Annotated in this window: 13 protein-coding genes and 1 pseudogene; 1 reads left to right on the forward strand and 13 read right to left on the reverse strand. The window is 64.7% G+C overall.

Annotated features, from left to right (window positions below; translation table 11 throughout):
• Nucleotides 1-201: 201 nt before the first annotated feature.
• Nucleotides 202-1,698, forward strand: coding sequence for a YdgA family protein (locus ASD05_RS23120; protein ID WP_235508069.1), 1,497 nt, complete (start codon nt 202-204; stop codon nt 1,696-1,698).
• 116 nt (nt 1,699-1,814) lie between these two features.
• Here the strand turns inward: ASD05_RS23120 and ASD05_RS23125 are convergent, their stop codons facing one another.
• From ASD05_RS23125 to ASD05_RS23175, 13 genes and pseudogenes are all read right to left on the reverse strand, one after another.
• A complete protein-coding gene (locus tag ASD05_RS23125; RefSeq protein WP_056597489.1) occupies nt 1,815-2,870 on the reverse strand; it encodes a CobW family GTP-binding protein in 1,056 nt (351 codons plus the stop codon).
• Nucleotides 2,871-2,978: 108 nt separating this feature from the next.
• Complete coding sequence (locus tag ASD05_RS23130) at nt 2,979-4,193, reverse strand: class I SAM-dependent rRNA methyltransferase (protein ID WP_056597491.1); 1,215 nt, start codon at nt 4,191-4,193, stop codon at nt 2,979-2,981.
• Between the two features lie 14 nt (nt 4,194-4,207).
• Nucleotides 4,208-5,197, reverse strand: a complete 990-nt coding sequence (locus ASD05_RS23135) for a tyrosine recombinase XerC (protein WP_056597955.1) — start codon at nt 5,195-5,197, stop codon at nt 4,208-4,210.
• Nucleotides 5,181-5,816 (reverse strand): YdcF family protein, encoded by a 636-nt coding sequence (locus ASD05_RS23140; protein WP_056597493.1) that lies wholly within the window; start codon nt 5,814-5,816, stop codon nt 5,181-5,183. Before ASD05_RS23140 ends, ASD05_RS23135 begins: the two co-directional genes overlap by 17 nt.
• Nucleotides 5,813-6,517, reverse strand: coding sequence for a DUF484 family protein (locus ASD05_RS23145; protein WP_007838428.1), 705 nt, complete (start codon nt 6,515-6,517; stop codon nt 5,813-5,815). Before ASD05_RS23145 ends, ASD05_RS23140 begins: the two co-directional genes overlap by 4 nt.
• A complete protein-coding gene (gene dapF / locus ASD05_RS23150; RefSeq protein ID WP_056597495.1) occupies nt 6,514-7,389 on the reverse strand; it encodes a diaminopimelate epimerase in 876 nt (291 codons plus the stop codon). Before dapF ends, ASD05_RS23145 begins: the two co-directional genes overlap by 4 nt.
• A gap of 7 nt (nt 7,390-7,396) precedes the next feature.
• On the reverse strand, nt 7,397-8,032 hold the full coding sequence (locus tag ASD05_RS23155; protein WP_056597496.1) for a 2-hydroxychromene-2-carboxylate isomerase: 636 nt from the start codon (nt 8,030-8,032) through the stop codon (nt 7,397-7,399).
• A 283-nt stretch (nt 8,033-8,315) separates the two neighbouring features.
• Entirely contained in the window at nt 8,316-8,726 is a 411-nt protein-coding gene (locus ASD05_RS30245) for a hypothetical protein (protein WP_157610234.1), read from the reverse strand.
• A 381-nt stretch (nt 8,727-9,107) separates the two neighbouring features.
• Nucleotides 9,108-9,515 carry a hypothetical protein gene (locus ASD05_RS30250; protein ID WP_157610236.1) on the reverse strand — a complete coding sequence of 136 codons (408 nt, stop codon included), beginning with the start codon at nt 9,513-9,515 and terminating at the stop codon, nt 9,108-9,110.
• A gap of 410 nt (nt 9,516-9,925) precedes the next feature.
• Nucleotides 9,926-10,411 (reverse strand): annotated as a pseudogene (locus ASD05_RS31095) (RHS repeat-associated core domain-containing protein); the annotation flags it as partial.
• Nucleotides 10,412-10,573: 162 nt separating this feature from the next.
• The gene (locus ASD05_RS23165) at nt 10,574-10,933 is read right to left on the reverse strand and encodes a hypothetical protein (protein WP_235508070.1); all 360 of its coding nucleotides are present in this window, start codon (nt 10,931-10,933) and stop codon (nt 10,574-10,576) included.
• A 33-nt stretch (nt 10,934-10,966) separates the two neighbouring features.
• On the reverse strand, nt 10,967-15,787 hold the full coding sequence (locus ASD05_RS23170; protein WP_082572257.1) for an RHS repeat-associated core domain-containing protein: 4,821 nt from the start codon (nt 15,785-15,787) through the stop codon (nt 10,967-10,969).
• Between the two features lie 50 nt (nt 15,788-15,837).
• The gene (locus ASD05_RS23175; protein ID WP_056597957.1) at nt 15,838-18,678 is read right to left on the reverse strand and encodes a type VI secretion system Vgr family protein; all 2,841 of its coding nucleotides are present in this window, start codon (nt 18,676-18,678) and stop codon (nt 15,838-15,840) included.
• Nucleotides 18,679-18,916: the final 238 nt, after the last annotated feature.

Consider the following 18,916-nt stretch of genomic DNA (forward strand, 5'->3'; position numbering starts at 1 on the left):
ATCTTGCCCATGGGAACGGGACATGGCTGCCGGAACAGGCGCGCGATTGTATAGAGAACTCACAGGCGTGGGCGATGTCCTGGCGTGCCGGCCAACTCCGTTAGCATCGCCCGGCGCTGCCTGAGGGGGCAGCGCGGGGCCCGAGCCTTTGTCCATATGGCGGCCGGGCCTATCCGATCATTCGCAAAAAGAAAGCAAGCCTTGAATAAGAAAGCAGTTTTGGGAGTCCTGGCCGCGGCCATCGCCGTCGCCTACGGCGGCAGCACCTGGTGGGCCGGTTCGCAGATCAAGTCGCGCTACGACACCGCATTCGACGAGTTGCCGAAGCAGACCGCGCTGGTGCGCGTGGCCGAGCGCAAGTACGAACGCGGCTTCCTCGGCGCCGTCAGCACCGTGACGCTGGAAATCGGCTGCGCGCCCGATGCCGCCGCAGCCGTCGCCAGCAAGCCCGCCGAGGGCGACGAAGCGGAGGAAGACGACGAGGAAGACGCCGGCATCAAGCCGCCGAAGCAGTTGCGCCTCACCATCCGCGACACCATCCACCACGGCCCGCTGGCCGGCGGCACGCTGGCGGCGGCCACCATCGACAGCGAGCTGGTGCTCGACGCCAAGGTGCAGGCCAATGTCGAGAAGTTCTTCGGCAAGGCCAAGCCCCTGAGCGCGCACACCAAGGTCGGCTTCAGCGGCGCCGTCACAACCGACCTGACCGTCGCGCCCGTCAAGCTGGCCGAGGAAGGCAAGGGCCGGCTCGACTGGCAAGGCGCGCAGGCCCGCGTGGAAGTGAACGCCGCACGCACCCAGGCGCGCTACGACCTCACCGTGCCCGGCCTGGACTTCAGCGACGCGCGCAGCGGCGTCACCATGAAGATGGGCAAGCTCACCGCCAAGGCCGACATGGACAGCAGCGCCGGCTGGTTCCTTGCCACCGGCAAGAGCGAAGGCCGGCTCGACACCCTCGAATTCGCCATCAAGAAGAAGGCAGCCGCCGACGGCGCGGCCGCGGCCGAAACACCGAAGGCGCTGCCGACCGTCGTGCTCCAGGGCCTCGACCTGCTAGGCGAGGCGAGCATCAAGGAGGGCCTCTACACATCGAGCGGCACGCTCAAGGGCACCGGCAAGATCGGCGAGACGAAGATCGACAAGTTCGAGCTGACCAGCAGTGCGCGCCGCATCCATGCCGCCGGCTACAAGAAGCTGGCCGACGCCTGGATGCAGTCCGGCGCCGTCAACGGCTGCGGCAAGGGCGGCAGCAAGGCCTCCCAGGCCGCGATGCAGGCGCTGGCCGAGCAGCTCGCGCCCGACCTCAAGGCCATGGCCAAGTACGCCCCCGAGGCCGGCCTCGACAGGATGCTGGTCGAGATCGACGGCAAGCGCGCCGAACTCGGCTACACGGTCAGCATGGCCGGCGTGACGGACGAAGACCTGCAACTGCCGGGCACCGCGCTGATGATGAAGCGCGGCGCACTCAAGGCCCATGCGCGCCTGCCCATGAAGTGGCTGGAGAAGCTGGCCGAAACCGGCGCCGAGAGCGGCCAGACGCCCCCGCCCGAAATGGTGGCGGGCCTGGTCGAGCAAGGCGAGGCCATGGGCTTCGTGAAGCGCGACGGCGACGACGTGACCGGCGAGGTCGAGTTCAGCGACGGCAGCCTGAAGGTCAACGGCAAGCCGCTGGGGGCGATGGGCGGCGCGGGCAAGTAAGCCCTGATTGGTCGGGGAACACCGCGGAACGGGCTTTGCCCGGCCGCTGGTGTTGCCCCCTGCAAGGGGGTTGGCGCAGCGACACGAAGTGCGCGAAGCCTGGGGGTTAGCCTAGGTCAGACCAGGCACTGCTCCAGGCCCTGCTCGAGAATTTCGCGCGGCAGCTCGATGCCGATGAACACCATGCGGCTCTGGCGCGCCTCGTCCTTGCCCCACTCGGGCCCCAGGTCGCTGCCCATCAGCTGGTGCACTCCCTGGAAGATCACCTTGCGCTCGGTGCCCTTCATGTTCAGCACGCCCTTGTAGCGCAGCATGCGCGGGCCGTAGATATTGACGATCGCGCCCAGGAAGTCTTCCAGCTTGGCCGGGTCGAAGGCGCGGTCGGCCTTGTAGACGAAGCTCTTGACGTCGTCGTCGGTGTGGTGATGGTGGCCGTGGCCGCCTTCGTGCTTGTGCGAGGGGTGGTCGCATGCCTCGCCATGCGCGTGGTCATGGTCGTGGTGATCGTGATCGTCTTCCTTGAGGAAGTCGGGGTCGATGTCCAGCTTGGCGTTCAGGTTGAAGCCGCGCAGGTCGAAGATGTCTTTCAGCGGCACATCGCCGAAGTGCGCCTTCTGCTGCGGCGCGCGCGGGTTCATGTGCTTCAGGCGGTGGATCAGCGCATCGGTCTCCTCGACCGACACCAGCTCGCTCTTGCTGATGAAGATCTGGTCGGCAAAGCCCACCTGGCGGCGCGCTTCCTGGCGGTCGTTGAGCTGCTGCGGCGCATGCTTGGCATCGACCAGCGTGAGGATGGAGTCGAGCAGGTAGCTCTCGGCGATCTCGTCGTCCATGAAGAAGGTCTGCGCCACCGGGCCGGGATCGGCCAGGCCGGTGGTCTCGATCACCACGCGGTCGAAGTCCAGCAGGCCCTGGCGCTTCTTGGCGGCCAGCAGCTGCAGCGCCTCGCGCAGGTCTTCGCGAATGGTGCAGCAGACGCAGCCGTTGCTCATCTGCACGATCTGCTCCTTCGACTCGGTCACGAGGATGTCGCTATCGATGTTCTCTTCGCCGAACTCGTTCTCGATGACCGCGATCTTCTGGCCGTGGGCTTCGGTCAGGATGCGTTTGAGCAGCGTGGTCTTGCCCGAGCCGAGAAAGCCGGTGAGGATGGTCGCGGGAATGAGGGCCATGAAGGGAGTGCTCCGGAAGCGGAAAACAGGAAAAAGGGGGCGAAAAAGGCGTGGCCGGCAGTTTAGCCAGTGCCACTGAGTTGCGTTGTTGGCAGGGTCAAGCCGGCTTCAGGCTGGCTTTCGAACCACCACCAGGCCCTTCAGGTACTCCCCTTCCGGGAATTCGATGGTCATCGGATGGTCCGGCGCTGCGCCCAGGCGCTCGGCGATGTAGCCGTCCACGCCCGCATCGAGCCCCGCCGAGGCCACGATTTTGTGGAACAGGTCGGCGCTGATGCCGCCCGAGCACGAGAAGGTCAGCAGCACGCCGCCCGGCTCCAGCAGCTTGAGCGCCAGGCGGTTGATGTCCTTGTAGGCCCGCGCGGCGCGCTCGGCGTGCGCCACCGTGGGCGCGAATTTGGGCGGGTCGAGCACGATGGCGTCGAAGGTGCGCCCCTGGTCGATGAACTCGCGCAGCACGGTGTTCACGTTGGCGTCGAGAAACTCCGCCTGGATGCCCTGGCCTTCGAAGCCATTGAGCGCGAGATGGCCGCGTGCGCGTTCGAGCGCGGGTTGCGACGAATCGACCGACACCAGCTCCGCGCCTTCGAGCGCGCCCGCGGCCTTCAGCCCCGCCAGCGCCGCAACGGTGAACCCGCCCGTGTAGCAGAAGCAGTTCAGCACGCGCCGGAAGCGCCGGTGCTGCGCCAGCTCGGCAAAGCGCTGGCGGCTGTCGCGCTGGTCGAGGTAGAAGCCGGTCTTGTGGCCGGTGGCGATGTCGAGCGACAGCTTCCAGCCATGCTCGCGGATCGTGATTTCGGTGGCGCCCTCCCCGCGCAGCCAGCCCGTGACCGGCTTCAGGCCTTCGCGCTCGCGGCCGCTGGCGTCGGAGCGTTCGTAGAGCTTCGTCAGGCCCGTGGCCTTGAGCAGCGCATCGGCCAGCACATCCTTCCAGCGCTCGACGCCGGCCGAAAGAAATTGCGCCACCAGCGTGTCGCCGTAGCGGTCGACGATCAGCCCCGGCAGGCCATCGGCCTCGCCGTGCACCAGCCGCACACCGTCGCTCTGCAGGTCGAACAGGCCGCGCGCGGCCACGGCGCGGGCGCACACCGCGGCGAAGAACGCGGCGTCGATGCGCTGCGTTTCGACGAAGCTCCAGGCCCGCGCACGGATCTTGGACGTGGGGCTGAACGCCGCCCAGGCGAGGAAGGCGCCGTCGTGCGACTCCACGCGCACCGTTTCGCCGGAGTCGGCGCCGCCTCGTGCGATGGCGGATTCGAAGACCCAGGGATGGCGGCGCTGCATCGAGCGCTCTTTGCCGGGTTTGAGGCGAAGGGTTTTCATTGTTCGTTGCTTGCTTACTTGTCGTTCTCGGGCCTGGCCTTGGCACGCGGATGTGCCGCGTCGTAGACCTTGGCCAGGTGCTGGAAATCCAGCCGTGTATAGACCTGCGTGGTCGCGATGTTGGCGTGGCCCAGCAGCTCCTGCACCGCGCGCAGGTCGCTGCTCGACTGCAGCACATGGCTCGCGAAGGAGTGCCGCAGCATGTGCGGATGCACCGGCGCTGCAAGGCCGGCCTTGAAGCTGCGCTCGCGCAGCAGCTTCCACACCGCCTGCGACGACATCCGCAGGCCCTTGGCGCTGATGAAGAGCGCGGCCGCGGCCTGCGGGTCGCGCAGCCGGGCGGTGGCCAGCCCGGCGCAGTCGCCGCGCACCGCGAGCCAGTCGCGCACCGCCTCGGCCGCCTTGCTGCCCATCGGCACGATGCGGCGCTTGCTGCCCTTGCCGAGCACATTGGCTTCGCCCGCATCGAGATCGAGCCAGCCGCGCGCCGTGCCGCTCGCCTGCGCGTCGAGCCCCGTGAGCTCGCTCACGCGCAGGCCGCAGCCGTAGAGCACCTCGACGATGGCGCCGTCGCGCGCCTCGGTCCAGGGGTCGGCCTCGGGGTCGTACAGCTCGGCGAGGCGCACCGCGTCGTCCACGCCCAGCGCCTTGGGCAAGGGCTTGCCGGCCTTGGGCGCATGCACATCCTGCACGGGGTTGAAGCCGATCAGGCCTTCGTGGCCCAGCCAGCGGTAGAAGCTGCGCCAGCACGACAGCACCAGCGCAATGCCGCGCGGCTCGCGCCCGGCGCTGTGCAGCTGCGCCATCCAGCGGCGGACGTGGGCGGTCTGCACGCGGTCCAGCGGCAGCCTGGCCTCGGCCGCGTGGTCGCGCAGGGCCTGCAGGTGAAAGGCATAGAGCTCGACCGTGCGCGCGGCGAGCCGGCGCTCGACGCGCACGTGCTCCAGGTATTTCTCGATCCAGTCCGGCGGAGTGGATGCGACCGGCTCAGAAGAGGTAGCCATGGCCGGCATTGTTGATGATGGCCGCCGGCTCGCGCAATGCGCCCTTGGAGAACGGCCCGAGCGCCCGCCAGCATGACGTGGGCGCCGCCGCGTACTGCACGTCGAAGCTCTGGTCGAAACCGCTCATCTTCACGAGCCGCTCGACGCGCCACAGGTGATACGGCTCCGACACGATCACCACGCTGCGCACGCCGGCCGCCAGCAGCAGCGGGCGCGACAGCGAAAGATTCAACCGTGTGGACGTCGACGCCGGCTCCAGCAACATCGGCCCGGCAAAGCCCGCCGCCACGGCGTGCTCCTGCATCGCCATGGCCTCCGTGCGGCCGTCTTCTGAATCGACGCCGCCCGAAAAAACCAGCTGCCTGACCACGCCGGCATGCGCCATCGCCAATGCCGTATCGACCCGGCCGGCGAGGCACGGGTGCGGCTTTCCGTCGAGATAGGCGCGACTGCCGAGCACCAGTGCCGCGTCGGCCGGCCGCTGCGGCGGATGCGCCAGCAGCTCTTCGGCCTGCGACCAGATGAACGCTCCGATGGCCGCATACGCCAGCGCCACGGCCAGCAACGCGCCGGCCAGCGCGACCTGCCAGGGCCGCCGCAACCAGCGCGGGCGTTTCAAGGACGCAGCCGCGAAAGCCCGCCCGACGCCAGCTCGGCGATGCGCTCGAGAAAGTCGGTGCCCATCTCGGCGTTGAAGCGCTGCGCGTCGGGCGACGCCAGCACCAGCAGGCCGAAGGCCGGCGATTCGGCGTCGGGGCGCAGCGGAATCAGCGCAATCGACATCGCCGCCTGCGGCTCGGGCAGCCAGTTGGCCGCCTCGAAGCCCGAATTGAGCCCGCAGTAAGGCGAGGTCAGCGAAGTGGCCAACGCCTTCACGTCGTCGCTCACCCACTGGGCATAGGCCTCGTTGAGGTATTCGCTGCCGCAATCCCACACCTTGATGGCCGTCTGCGGCACCAGGAACAGCGACTGCAGGTCGACCGCGATGCTGTACGGCAGGCTGCGCGGGTCGCGCGTGGTCAGCAGGCCCTTGGTCCAGCGCTGCAGGCGATCGGCGATGACCACGTTCTCGGTGCCGTGGCGCACCATGTCCATCAGGCGGTGCTCCAACGCCTTTATCTTCTCGCGCAGCATCTCGGCCTGGCGCTCCTGCAGGCTCACGGCACGGTTGCCGTGCGGGCTGGTGAGCTGCACCTGCGCCAGCAACTGCGCATGGCGCTCGAAGAAGTCGGGCGTGTTCGCCAGGTAGTTCGCGATGTCGTCTTCGGTGATCGGATTCATGGCGTTTTTGGCGTCGTTGTTGTTCGTGAAATGAGTCATGGCAGCTCAGGCACCTCGATATCGCCTTCAAAGACCGTGGTGGCCGGTCCGGTCATCAGCACCGGCTGGCCTTCTCCCTGCCACTCGATCGTGAGGATGCCGCCGTGCGTCTGCACGTCGACCCGGCGCTCCAGCAGGCCGAGGCGGATGCCCGCCACCACCGCCGCGCAAGCGCCCGTGCCGCAGGCCAGCGTTTCGCCGGCGCCGCGCTCGAACACCCGCAGCTTGATGTTGGAGCGGTCGACCACCTGCATGAAGCCCGCGTTCACCCGCTGCGGAAAGCGCGGGTGGTGCTCGATCTGCGGGCCCTGCTCGGCCACAGGGGCGGTGTCGACGTTGTCGACCACCTGCACCGCGTGCGGATTGCCCATCGACAGCACCGCTACCGAAACGATAGCGCTGCCCGCACGCGTGCCGAGCGCAAGATGCCACTTCTGCCATGCACCGTCATGCTGCGGGTCGAGCCCGGCGGTGTCGAAGGGAATGCGTTCGGGCTCGAAGACGGGAGCGCCCATGTCGACCATCACGCGGCCGTCCGCGCCCATGCGCGGCTCGATGACGCCGGCCAGCGTCTGCACGCGCACCTCGGTCTTCTCGGTCAGTTTGTGTTCGCTCACGAAGCGCATGAAGCAGCGCGCGCCGTTGCCGCACTGCTCCACCTCGCCGCCGTCGGCGTTGTGAATGACGTATTGAAAATCGATGCCTTCCGCGGGCGAGGGCCGCACGGTGAGGATCTGGTCGGCGCCGACGCCGAAGTGGCGGTCGGCCAGGAAGCGGTACTGCGCGGCGCTGAGGCCCAGCGTGCCGCGCGTTTCGTCCAGCACGACGAAATCGTTGCCGGCTCCCTGCATCTTGGTAAAGCGGATTCGCATCCCCGGATTATCCGCCGCTGGCTTGGCGCAGCTTGTCCAATGCCCGATCGAGAAACGCCAGCCGGTCCTGCCCCCAGAAGCGCTCGCCGTTCAGGATGAAGGTCGGTGCGCCGAACACGCCCGCCTCCACCGCCTCCGCGCTGTTGGCACGATAGGCCGCCAGCGTCTCGGCCGCCTGCTCCAGCGCCTGCAGCGAGGCGCCGTCGTAGCCGCTTTCGTCGGCCACCGCGATGCGCACTTCCGCCTGCGAGGTGTCGCGCTCCTCGGCCCACAGCGCGCGCAGCAGCGCGTGCGACAGCGGCTGCGCGTCGAGCCCCTGCAGCTGCGCGGCAATCACCATCCAGCCCGGGTACTTGTTCCAGTTCGGGTCGCTCGGCGCGCCCTTGGGGTAGTGCGCAGGCGCCAGGTTCAGCGGCATGCCGAGGTAGTCGCTCCAGCGCGCCAGCTCGAGCGCGTGATACGTGCGGCGCGGCTCCGGCCGGGTCTTCAGCGGAATGCCGCCGGTCTGCGGCACCACGGCCTGGAAGTCGTAAGGCTTGAGTGTGAGCCGCACGTGGTGGCGGCGCACGATATCCTGCAGTTGCGGGCCGCCGAGGTAGGCCCAGGGGGAGGAGAGGCTGTAGTAGCAGTCGAGCGCGATCATGTCTGGATTATCTGCAGCGCATGGGCGGTGCCGTCGCGCGCTCTACCCTTTTCTCCTTGGGGTCGGGGCGCTTGGATGTAGTGCGCGCTGTCGCCGTGCCAGAGCCTGTGACTCCTGCCGAGCCTCGGTGCTCTGCGTGCTCTCGAACACCAGTGTGTCGCCCTCCCAGCCGAACAGGGTGGTGGCCTACGCGGAATCACCGGCTTCGGTGTACCGTAAGCGGGCAGCCTGCGCTAAGGCGCCACCGTCCCTGGACTTGAGATGACGATTGTTTAATTCATGCCTAGGGGAAAACGCAGTCTTGCAAAGGGATATAGCCAGTGCCCGATGCGAACGCAACGGTGCACGTAGCTTTGAATGCAGTACCCGATGTGAGGGCCGCCATTTTTTCTGCGGTAGCGGCATCGCGGGCAACCATACGAGCCAGTTCGTTTTCCGACCCGGCAACGCCCACTTTGAGCAAAACACCGCCATTCGCGCTATCTGACCCTCTTTTGAAGCTGTTGGTCGGGCTGCCGATCACTACGCCAGAAAATGCGACCCTCTTATTGAATTCCGGCAAATCCATGGTCGAATAACCTGCCTTTACATATCTTTGGTGTAGTTTGCCGAGATTAATTTCCCTGGATGCAGCCTCCCCAGCAAAACTGGTATTAGTTGCCAAGAGCAGTATCGTCAATATGAGTCGTTGCATTTAATTCCCTGATTTTTGATAAGTGCAGCAAGCTGAAAATTGTCGCGGCTCGAGATGCGTGGAATCTAAATATAATAATTCTTGTACCGCGAAATGCATTCAAATTAATTTGAAGATGATTTAATCCTTTGTGTTTTACTCCTAGTAGAGGCTGCGAATAAATACTCTGACCCTGAATTGATATCTTTTATTTCTGAAATCGTAGTTCTTTGGATTGCTTCTCTTTGCTTTATCCCAAAGTAATTTTCCACCACACTTCGTCGGATCGTTTCCAAACCTCCATTAACCGGCGGCTTGCTGTGAGCGAGGAATTTCCGCTAGATCTCTGGCGCTATTTAACGCTCGGCGGCGATTTCGGCATCTGGGTGTTGATGCATCGAGTTAAGAATTGAATTTATTCAACTCTCCAATAGTTCCATCCCAATTTGGCGGCGTTTTTTTTCCGCTCCTTACGTTTTTAACAAAAGTGCAGCCTATTATCCTCTGACTTTCTTCGGAGACGCAAAATCCAACCCACGCTGGCGTCCGAATTTCTTGAACATCCAAAACACTTTCCTTATCAATTTCCTCAAGTCGCTCAATTAGATCATCCAGTCCTACGGCTTGGATGTTCGCGCGCGCCGTGCTAATTTTTTTAATTGAAAATTCATTTTTCAATGAAAGGGCAGTTGCTTTGCGAGAAAAATTCGCCAGCGCATTTGAATTTTCATCAACTTCCAAGAAAATGGCATCCCACTCTTCTTTCGGTTGATTTAGAAAAAACTCTTTAAGCTCAAGCAAGTGAATCATGGTTTGTGGACTCCAAGGCCGGAACGACGGCCCTTAAGTAGGACTTCGGACTCTCCCCAGGCATCGTCAGAAAATTCCCACGACCAGCAATCCCCAGCTTTGGGGGCTCCTAGTGGGGCGCTCATTAGGACGCCGCCGGGCCCATCTTTATTTGCGTGATACCGAGCAATCTCCTTATCACGAGACCAGGAGGTGTATTGACTTTCTCCAGAATATCCACCTTCATTGTGCTGGGCAACTGATGCGCCTCCGGAAGAAAGAGCAGGAGTAGCGATACCTTTTTTTGCATCAGCCAAGGCCGGATGATTTGCAGCAACTCCGCGATACAAATGGCCGGATTTTGGACAGGGGGTGCAACATTTTTTACCCGCAGATGCACGTCTCTGTTGACGTCTTTGCGCCGAATTCCCGCTTAATCCGAGTGGATCAACCCATTCCGTTGTATTGATCGCATATGCATATACATGTGTGTTGTGACCTCCGAGCAACCCGATTGGATCGCTCGAGACGAACCGTCCGCTCTGCGGGTCGTAATACCGATACCGGTTGTAATGCAACCCAGTCTCTTCATCCCAATACTGCCCCTGGAACCGAATCGGATTCCTGAACCCTGCCTTCCTGCCCGCCTCGCTGATCGCCTGCTTGGCTTCACCCCAAGCCTTGTAGCTGGCCGACCAGGCAATGCGCCCCTCATGATCCGTCAGCTCCTGCGGCGTACCCAAGTGATCGCACTGGTAGAACGCGATCTCTTCCTTCGCGAAGGCCTCCGGCGTTCTCTGCTGCTGCCCGTTCCATAGCCGGTCCTGCTCGATGTCGTAGCGCCCGCCGTTGCCGGCCATCAGCGCCTTCACGTCCGTCGTCTCGCTCAGTTCGACAGCATGAGCCTGCCGGATCTGCTAGTCCACGCTGTCGCCTCGGTCCCGAAAGTCAGTTAAACAACCATATCAGCGCTTGAGAATGCGTATCCGAATTGCCTACGGACCTTCTTGCCATTCCTCCCATCGGATCTCCTGAGACGAACCGCCACTCTCCGAGGCGTAATACTGATTTCGGTTGTACTAGAGTCTGACATCAATGCCATTAGGGCCGATCGCATCAACCAATTGCACATCGGGGCCGAAGTCTCTGAGCGGGGGTTCATGGCCTGTTAGCTTCTTGTAGAGTTCGCGCAAGTAGCCTGGCTTGTCTTCGACCTCATCGAGTGGGACTGCGTGCGGCACTACGGCGCGCCAATACCCGTTGATATCACCCGATGACAGAATAAATTCGATTGCCTCCAGAACCCTTTGCTTGCTCTTCGGGCCATAGGTATCGAAATCGGCTTTCATTGCATTAAAAAGCTTTGTGCGACAACTCTCGTCGTTGATATAGAAATCATCGAGATCGTCGTCGCTCATAGAGAGCAGGTAGTAGTACATCTCATGGATGTAATCTAGAAAGATTTGCATAAATCAAGGCTTCCCTAGTCCTAGCTCAGGATACCCGGTGATGATTCCATTGGGTCCTTTGATCACAGTAGCTTTTTGCGTGGTGACAGGACAACCTCCGCCGGCTTTGTACCCTTCGCCAATCACCCGTCCCATGTCGACGGTCACTGCATCGCGCCCGGTAGCGTCCATCTTCTGCTTTGCTCGTTGAATCGAATCCAGTTGATCCACGTTGCTTAGAAAGCGGGTTGAGTCGGTCGGCCGCGGTCTTTTTGGGCATGGGTTATCAGGGGGAATACCGGTGATGGCCCGGTGTTCCTGCTCAGGCATCGTGGTGTGTGCTCCGTGTCGCGCGTACGTATGACCACCGCTTCGTGCATCCATGTCCTGCAAGATGTTCCCTGCGCGCCGATTAGCTCTATTGCCAGCCAAGCCAAGAGGGTCAACCCACTCTGATGGATTCGGTGCGTACTGGTGCAGATTGTTGCCCCCAGCCAGCCCGATGGGATCCTTGGAGACAAATCTGCCGCTCACCGGGTCGTAATACCGATACCGGTTGTAGTGCAGCCCCGTCTCGTCGTCAAAGTACTGCCCCTGGAATCGGATCGGATTACGGAACCCGGCCCTGCGTCCCGCCTCGCTGATCGCCTGCTTCGCCTCCCCCCACGCCTTGTAGCTCGCCGACCAGGCAATGTGCCCCTCATGGTCCGTCAATTCCTGCGGCGTGCCCAAGTGGTCGCACTGGTAGAACGCGATCTCTTCCTTCGCGAAGGCCTCCGGCGTTCTCTTCTGCTGCCCGTTCCATAGCGGGTCCTGCTCGATGTCGTAGCGCCCGCCGTTGCCGGCCATCAGCGCCTTCACGTCCGTCGTCTCGCTCAGTTCGACAGCATGAGCCTGCCGGATCTGCGCCCACTCCTGCTGCCCCTCGGTACTCTGCGTGCTCTCGAAGGCCAGCGTGTCGCCGTCCCAGCCGAACAACGTCACTGCATCGCTTGTGCGCTTGGCGATGCGCCGGCCCAGCGCGTCGTAGCTGAAGGTCGTTGTCTTGCCGTAGGTGGTCGCGCTGCGCATGCGGTTGTAGCCGTCCCACGTGAAGGCGGTCGTTTCCCCATTGCGGGCACGCTCCACCAGATTGCCGCGCTCGTCCCACGAATAGAAGGTGCCGGCGTAGCTCTTGAGCAGGTTGTCCATCAACCGCCCTGCCGTGCTGCGGCCTTGGTCGTCGAGGCGAACGGCGACGCGGGTGGTGATGCGGCCTGCTGCCTGCGCGTTGGCATCGACATCGGAAGGGTTGCCGATATTCCCCGCCGGATCGAAGGCGAAGGTCTCGCGGCCCAATCGGCTGTTGGCTTCGAGCAATCGCCCCACCGGGTCGTATCGGTAGCTCAGGTTACCGCGCCGGCTGTCGCCGATGGCCGTCAACTGTCCGGCCTTGTCGTATGCATAGCTGCGGCGAATGCCGATGGCGTCGACCGCGCCAGCCCTGGTCTGCGAGATCTGCTGTTCCAGCAGCCTGCCGGCAGGGTCGTAGTGCAGCTTCTGCGTCAGCCCGTTGCCTTGCTCGCGCCCAACCTCGCGGTGCAAGTCGTCACGCTCGAAGCCCAGGATGTCCTGTCCGTCGACCAGCAGCCCGTGCACGTGGCCCGAGCCGTAGGTGAGCCATTGGGTGATGTGGCCGTCGGGGCGGATGGTGGTCACGCGCTGGTTGAGCTCGTCGTAGCCGTGCTGCCAAACAGCCGTGTGCTTCTCGTCCAGGTAGTGCTGATGCTCGCGCACCAGGTTGCCCACACGGTCGTAGAACCATTGCAACCGGGCATCGCTGTTCGTGGCTTCGATCAGGCGTCCGTTGCCGTCGTACGCGAAGCGCTCGGACTGCTCCCCGGCCTTGCGCTCGCTCAGGCGGCCCAGCGGGTCGAACTCCAGCTCGGTGCGGTGCCCGGCTTCGACGACCTCGGCCAGCACGCCGCTGGTTTCGTCGTATCGGTACTGCGTGGACTTGCGGTCGAAGCCGGTCTCCTCGAGCAGCCTGCCGACCGGGTCGTAGCGAAAGTCGTAGCGGCTGCCGTTCTCGTTGTGCAACTCGCTCAGGCGGCCCAGCAGGTCCCAGCCGTACTTGAGCGTACGGCCCGCGGCATCGGTGCGGCCGGCAACGAGGCCCGCGCGGGTGTAGCTGTAGCTCGTGCGGCGCCCGAGCGCGTCGGTGTGCGCGAGCAGGCGGCCCTCGGCGTCGTGCACGAAGTGCTCGCTGGTGTTGTCGGGATGGACGATCTCTTCGAGTTGGCCTGGGTGGCTGGCGCTGGCCTGCGTCCCGGCCTGCGCTGCTTCGCTGTACCGGTACCGCGTCACCTGCCCGAGCGCGTCGGTGGCCTTGGTCAATCGGCTCCGGCCGTCATAGGCCCACTGGGTGGTCTTGCCCGAGCAGTCGGTGTGGCTGGCCAGTTGGCCCGCGGGCGTGTAGGCCATCGTCTTCACACCGCCCTTGGCATCGGTGACGCGCACGGGGCGCCCGGCCTTGTCGTAGGCGTATTCGGTCTTGTTCCCGAGCGGGTCGATTTCTTCGGTGAGGTGCCCTTGGTCGTCGTAGTCTCGCTTCCAGACCCCGCCCTCGGCATCGAGGATGCCCGTCACCCGGTGACGGGCGTCGTGTTCGAAGTGGATGCGACCGCCGTCGGCGCGGGTGTGGCTCTGCAGGTTGCCATGGGCGTCGTAGACGAAGCTGTCGACGCTGCCGTCCGTATGAATGTGGCGAATGATGTTCTTGTCGTCGTCGCGGAAGAACCACTCCTCCAGCTGGTCGGGATGGATGATCCGGTAGGTGTAGCCCAGGATGTCGTAGTAGTACCAGGTCTCACCGCCGAGGGCGTCGGTCACGTAGGTCAGCCGGATGCTCTTGTCCCATTCCAGCTTCAACGCGAAGCTGCCGTCGTCGCTCCACTCGCGCACGGCCTTGGCGTCGGCGCCGGTGCCGTCGTATTCGAGGTTCATGCCGCGCCCCGTGCGGTCGGTGTAGCGGGTCACGAGGTGATGGCTGTAGGTGTAGTGCCAGGCTGCGCCGTCTTCGTCCCGGGCCGAGACGAGATCGTCTTGCGCATCGTGGACATAGGCCGCGAGTTGGCGCACGACCTGGCCTTCCTTGATCTCCCACAGGCTTTCGATGAGTCCGCTTTGGGCATGGGGACGGGTGCCGACATGGGCGAGCGTGGTGTCGCCCTGCTTGCTGACGATGTCGCTCAGTACCTGCTCGCCGGTGGCTGCAATCACGTGGTCGTAACGCAGGCCGATGCCGGTTCCATCGCTTGCATGCTGCGCCACGAGGCGGAAGTGCTGCTTGCCCTGCGCCCCTGCCTTGGCGGCGACGGTGTCGACGAGTTCGTAGGCCTCGCGCCAGTCGCTCGGCGCGCCGGCCGGCATGGGCTTGCCGAAGTCCAGCGCCAGGAGCGTGTCGCTCAGCCGGGTGAGCGTCACTTCCTCGATGGGGTCGCGGTGGCTCTCCCCTACGGCGAGCAAGGGGTACGCGTGGCTGCGGCCGTCGGCGCCGTGATGGATCAGGCTCTTTTCCCCGCGGCGCTTGCCGTGCTTGGCAACGGCGATGTCCACGCGGGTGCTGTAGGGCGTGAGCCAGCGCGCGCCGAGGCTGCCTTGATCGAACGCACCGAGATTGCTGCGGTAGGTGCGCGCCCAGGTGATGGGCAGCGGCGCGGCCAGCACGAAGTCGACGTGCGTGAAAGTCTCGCAGCCCATGGCGAAGCTGATGGCGTGGGGCGTTGCCGCCGAAACAGGGCAGTTCTTGCAGCCGGGGTCGCCGCCAGGGCCGGCCTGTGCCGCGGACAACCCCACCTCGCCGCCCGCCCTGTCGCTGTCCACCCGGCCACCCGTGGACGGGTTCACGAGTCCGCCCTTCCGGTTCTTGCGCCTGAGCAGGGCCTTCTTCAGAGCCTTGAGCAGCGACTTGATGCTGTTTCTTTCGGCTTCGCTGGCCATCGCCTGCAGCTTGCTGCGGGCAACCTGCTTGATGTCGACCAGGCTGGCCATGTGCTCCCTGACCTTCGCGACCGCCCACTCGGGAATGAGGCCGGATGCCTTCTTGCTGGCGTAGTTGATTCCGGTCTTTGCGGCATTGCCTGCCGAGGTGCCCCACGAGCTCAGCGTGGCCAGCAGGCTGCCCATGGTGGTCTGGGTGTGGGGGTCGTAGGTCTTCCTCTCCATCTGTGGCGTGAGCGTCAGCAGCGGCTTCTCCCCAAGCCCGCGCTGCATGATGTCGATCAGGGCATTCACGATCGCATCCACCATGTCGGCACAGTCCTTCAGCATGCTGTCGAGGAGCGCCATCGCCTCGTCGACGAACTTGTCGATCTCTCCAGCGATGGTGTCGTTCAGGTGGCCGACTGCGACCGTGACCATGGCCTCGCCCGCGTTGGCGAAGGCGCGTCCGGCCTGGTCCTTGATCACGCGCCCGATGTTCTGCTTGATCAGCGCCAGCATGGGCCGCAAGCTCATGCGGGCGGCTGCCATGGTCGGCGGAAAGGGAATGACGCCGATCACGTTGATGACCAGCGAGACCCATTCCAGGAACTGGTTCCAGGTCTTCTTCTGGATCATGCGAACCACGTCCATGATCGCGTCGGCGAGCGCCATGATGTTGCCGACCACCGGAATGGTGCCCGCCACGGTCGACAGGCGCTCCAGCGTGATCCAGCCGTCGCTGATGCTTCGCAGCCATGCGTCCAGCTTGGCTGCGCCCTTGCCGATGTCCTCCTGCGCGATGGTGTTCAGCGGGGCGACGGCCACTTGAGGCTCGCGCTCCTCTTCGGCCAGTCGATCCTGTTGCGGCGTCTCGCCTGCCATTTTTCCTTCTCCCCGAAATTGCTTGTCTTGTTGTCGATGCGATGCTGCGTTCAGCCGGCGAAGCCCGGTGTACGGCCCGGCGTTCGATCCGATGCGCCCGGCAGCCTCTGCACGATGCCCGGGGCGGCCTGTGCGGCCTGGCCCAGGAGCGCCTTGGCACCACCCTGCCGGATCGCCTGCACCGCGCCGAGCGCCTGCCGCGCCGTGCCGGCCGCCTGGCCGATCTGCGCGGCGAGGCCGGCAGCCCCACCTGGAGCGCCCGCGGCACCGGCGGCATCGGCGCCCACCGCAGCCTTTGCAGACCACCGATCGGCCTGACCAAAGTAGCTGCCCTTCTCCCACGGGTCGCTCGGGTCCTTGCCGAAGGTCACTTTGGCCTGCCCCACAGGAAGACCGGACACCGTGGCGAAGCCATTCCTGTCGAGCTGGCCGCTGTGCGTCGCGCCCTCGGAGTCCACCACCGTGTAGTCGCCCTGCTTGACGCCCATGCGCTTGGCGCCGTCGCCCTTCACGTACTGGTGGTACAGGTCGAGCTGCCCCCGCGGCAGCTGCGTCGGCTGGGGCAACCGGGGCTGCCCGTCGCTCTTCGGCCCCACCAGCGAGTGCGACGCGGCATGCGCGCGCCACAGGCCGTTGGTGCCGCTCTCGATGCCACCGGAGTTCCAGCGCGTGTAGCTGGAGCCGCCGTTGATAAGAACCTCTTCCTTCGCCGTGATGGTGATCCGGTTGGCCTCCATCTTGACGTTGAGCTTGGCCAGCACGTTGATGCTGTCCTTCAGCGCCGTGATGTCGATGTCGGCCGCCGCGGCGGCCATGCGGATGCCGTTGTTGAAGGCGACCATGCGCACCGCGTCCTTGGCGCTCACCAGGAAGCTGTTGCCGGTGGCGAAGCTGGCATGTGCCCCGCTGGTGATGGCCGTGTGCTCGACGCTCACGATGTGCGTGGAGCCCTGTGCCGTGGCCTGGATGCCGGCCGGACTCGCCAGCGTCAGGTGCGGCTCCTGGAACTCGGGGAATTCGCCCTGGGCCGCGTTGCCGCCGCTGCCCCTGATTGCGTCGTTCTGCTCCTTGAGGCCCTTGGCGACTTCGTCCTGATCGCCCGCTTCGTGTGCCTTGGCACCCTTGGCCGCCTCCGCCAGGCTCTCGTGAAGGTCACGGCCTTGCGTCAGCCGGCCCACCGTCTCGCGTATGTCGGTGATGTGGGCCTGGGCGTTGGGCCGCGGCTCGGTCGTGACGAGCAGGCCCGCCTTTGCCCGGATGGCTCCATGCCCATCGGTGCGCAGTTCGAAGCCCTGGCCCCGATCGTCCTTGCGCCCCGCGGTGTCGTCGATGCGCCCGATGTGGCCCAGGCTCAGGCTGGAACTTTGATGGTCGCTCTTGAGCTGCGCCTGGATCTTGCCGCTCGTGTCGTCGAGCGCCAGGTGATTGCTCTGGCCGCCTTTGAGCTCTCGGCTGCGCAGGCCCGCCAGGTGCTTCTGCTCGGGCAACTGCCAGGCGGGCATCTCGTCGGCGTTGTGCACCCGGCCGACGACGATGGGGTGGTCCGGGTCGCCGTTGAGAAAATCGACAACCACCTCCTGGCCGATGCGCGGCAATGCGGCCATGCCGAAGGTCGAGCCGGCCCAGCCGAGCGACACGCGCAGCCAGCAGCTGGAGTTCTCGTTGTGCTGGCCCAGGCGGTCCCAGAAGAACTGCACCTTGATCCGCCCGTACCTGTCGGTCCAGATCTCCTCGCCGGCCGGCCCGACGACCACGGCGGTCTGAGGCCCCCGCGTGCGCGGCTTGACGGTGCTGCGCTTCGGCCGCCAGGCGTAGGTGGTGGGCTGCACGTCGAAGGCAAAGCGCTGGACGGAGCCCTCGGAGGCGCTCGCACCTTCGCTGGCCTGGAGGTTTTCCTGCAGGTCGTAGTCCACGCCGAGCAGCAGGTACTGCTGGTTCTGGTCGGCGCGGGGATGGCTGGCCAGGCGCATGGTGAAGCCCGGCGCCAGGTCGCGCCGGTTGGAGCGCCCGCTCGCACGGCTGCGCTCGCTCAATTGCTCTTCATTGCGCACGCGCGCATAGGTTTCGCCATCGCCGAGCTCGGTGTGGTTGCCGGGCCATTCGTACTGCTCGAAACCGTCGTGGTCGTGGCCGGGCGGCATCTGCCGCTGGGTGGTCAGGTCGGCCTTGGGCTTCTCGAAGTCATAGTGGCGGCGCTGGTGCCGGCCGGGGCGCACGCTCTCGTGCTGCATCCATTCGGTGACGCGTTCGGCAGGCTCCAGGCCACCGGTCATGCCGGCCTTTTCGTCGGGGTGGTAGCGAAGCTCTTCGCCGCCGGGCAACGGGCCATGGGAACTGGCGATATCGTCGGCGAAGACCAGCGTGTGCTGCCCGGCCTCGTGGCGGAAGAAGTAGTAGATGCCCTCGTGCTCGCACAGGCGCGAGACGAACTCGAAGTCCGTTTCCCCGCCGGTCGGCCCTCCGTACTGCACACAGTAGTCCCAGGCGCGGTAGCTGCGGCTGAGCTTCTGCTCCATGGGATAGCCGTAGCGCCCGAGCACGGCCGTCACGATGTCGGGAACCGTTTGGTCTTGAAAGATGCGGTAGTCGCTTCTGCGCGTTGCCAGCCACAGCCAGGGACGCAGCCGCATCTTGTAGAAAGACTGCCGGCTGTCTTCTTGAGACAGCCCGAAGCTGGTCACGATGCCGCCGAGATGGCGCGTGTCGCCGTGTTCCGTCTCGATGGCGACGGAGGCACTTTTCCCGAGCAGCGCCTTGGGATCGATGGCGTTGTGGCTGCCCAGCAGATCGACGTCGAAGGTGTACGGCTGGCTCAGTGCTTCGCGACCGGCCAGACGATGGAACTGAAGCGCATCGCCTGCCGGCGTAGCAATGGTGACGCGCCGCGTCATGGCGACAAGGCCGTGCGTGCGCACGCGCCGTCGTGGATGGACATGGGATCTCCCTGCAGATGACCGCCGCTGTGGACCAGGGCGAGCTTTGTTCGATTATGTAAGGCGCTGAAGCCTTCGCGTAAGCACCCGAAAGTAGCACCGCGCCTCGTCTTCGTGAAAAACGACCGGTCGTTTAACGATAGACGACAGTGATTTCCATCTCGGCCACGTACACCTCCCCGGTCATCAACTCGGG

Origin of the sequence: Variovorax sp. Root434 (assembly GCF_001426595.1) — a bacterium.
Lineage (GTDB): Bacteria > Pseudomonadota > Gammaproteobacteria > Burkholderiales > Burkholderiaceae_C > Variovorax.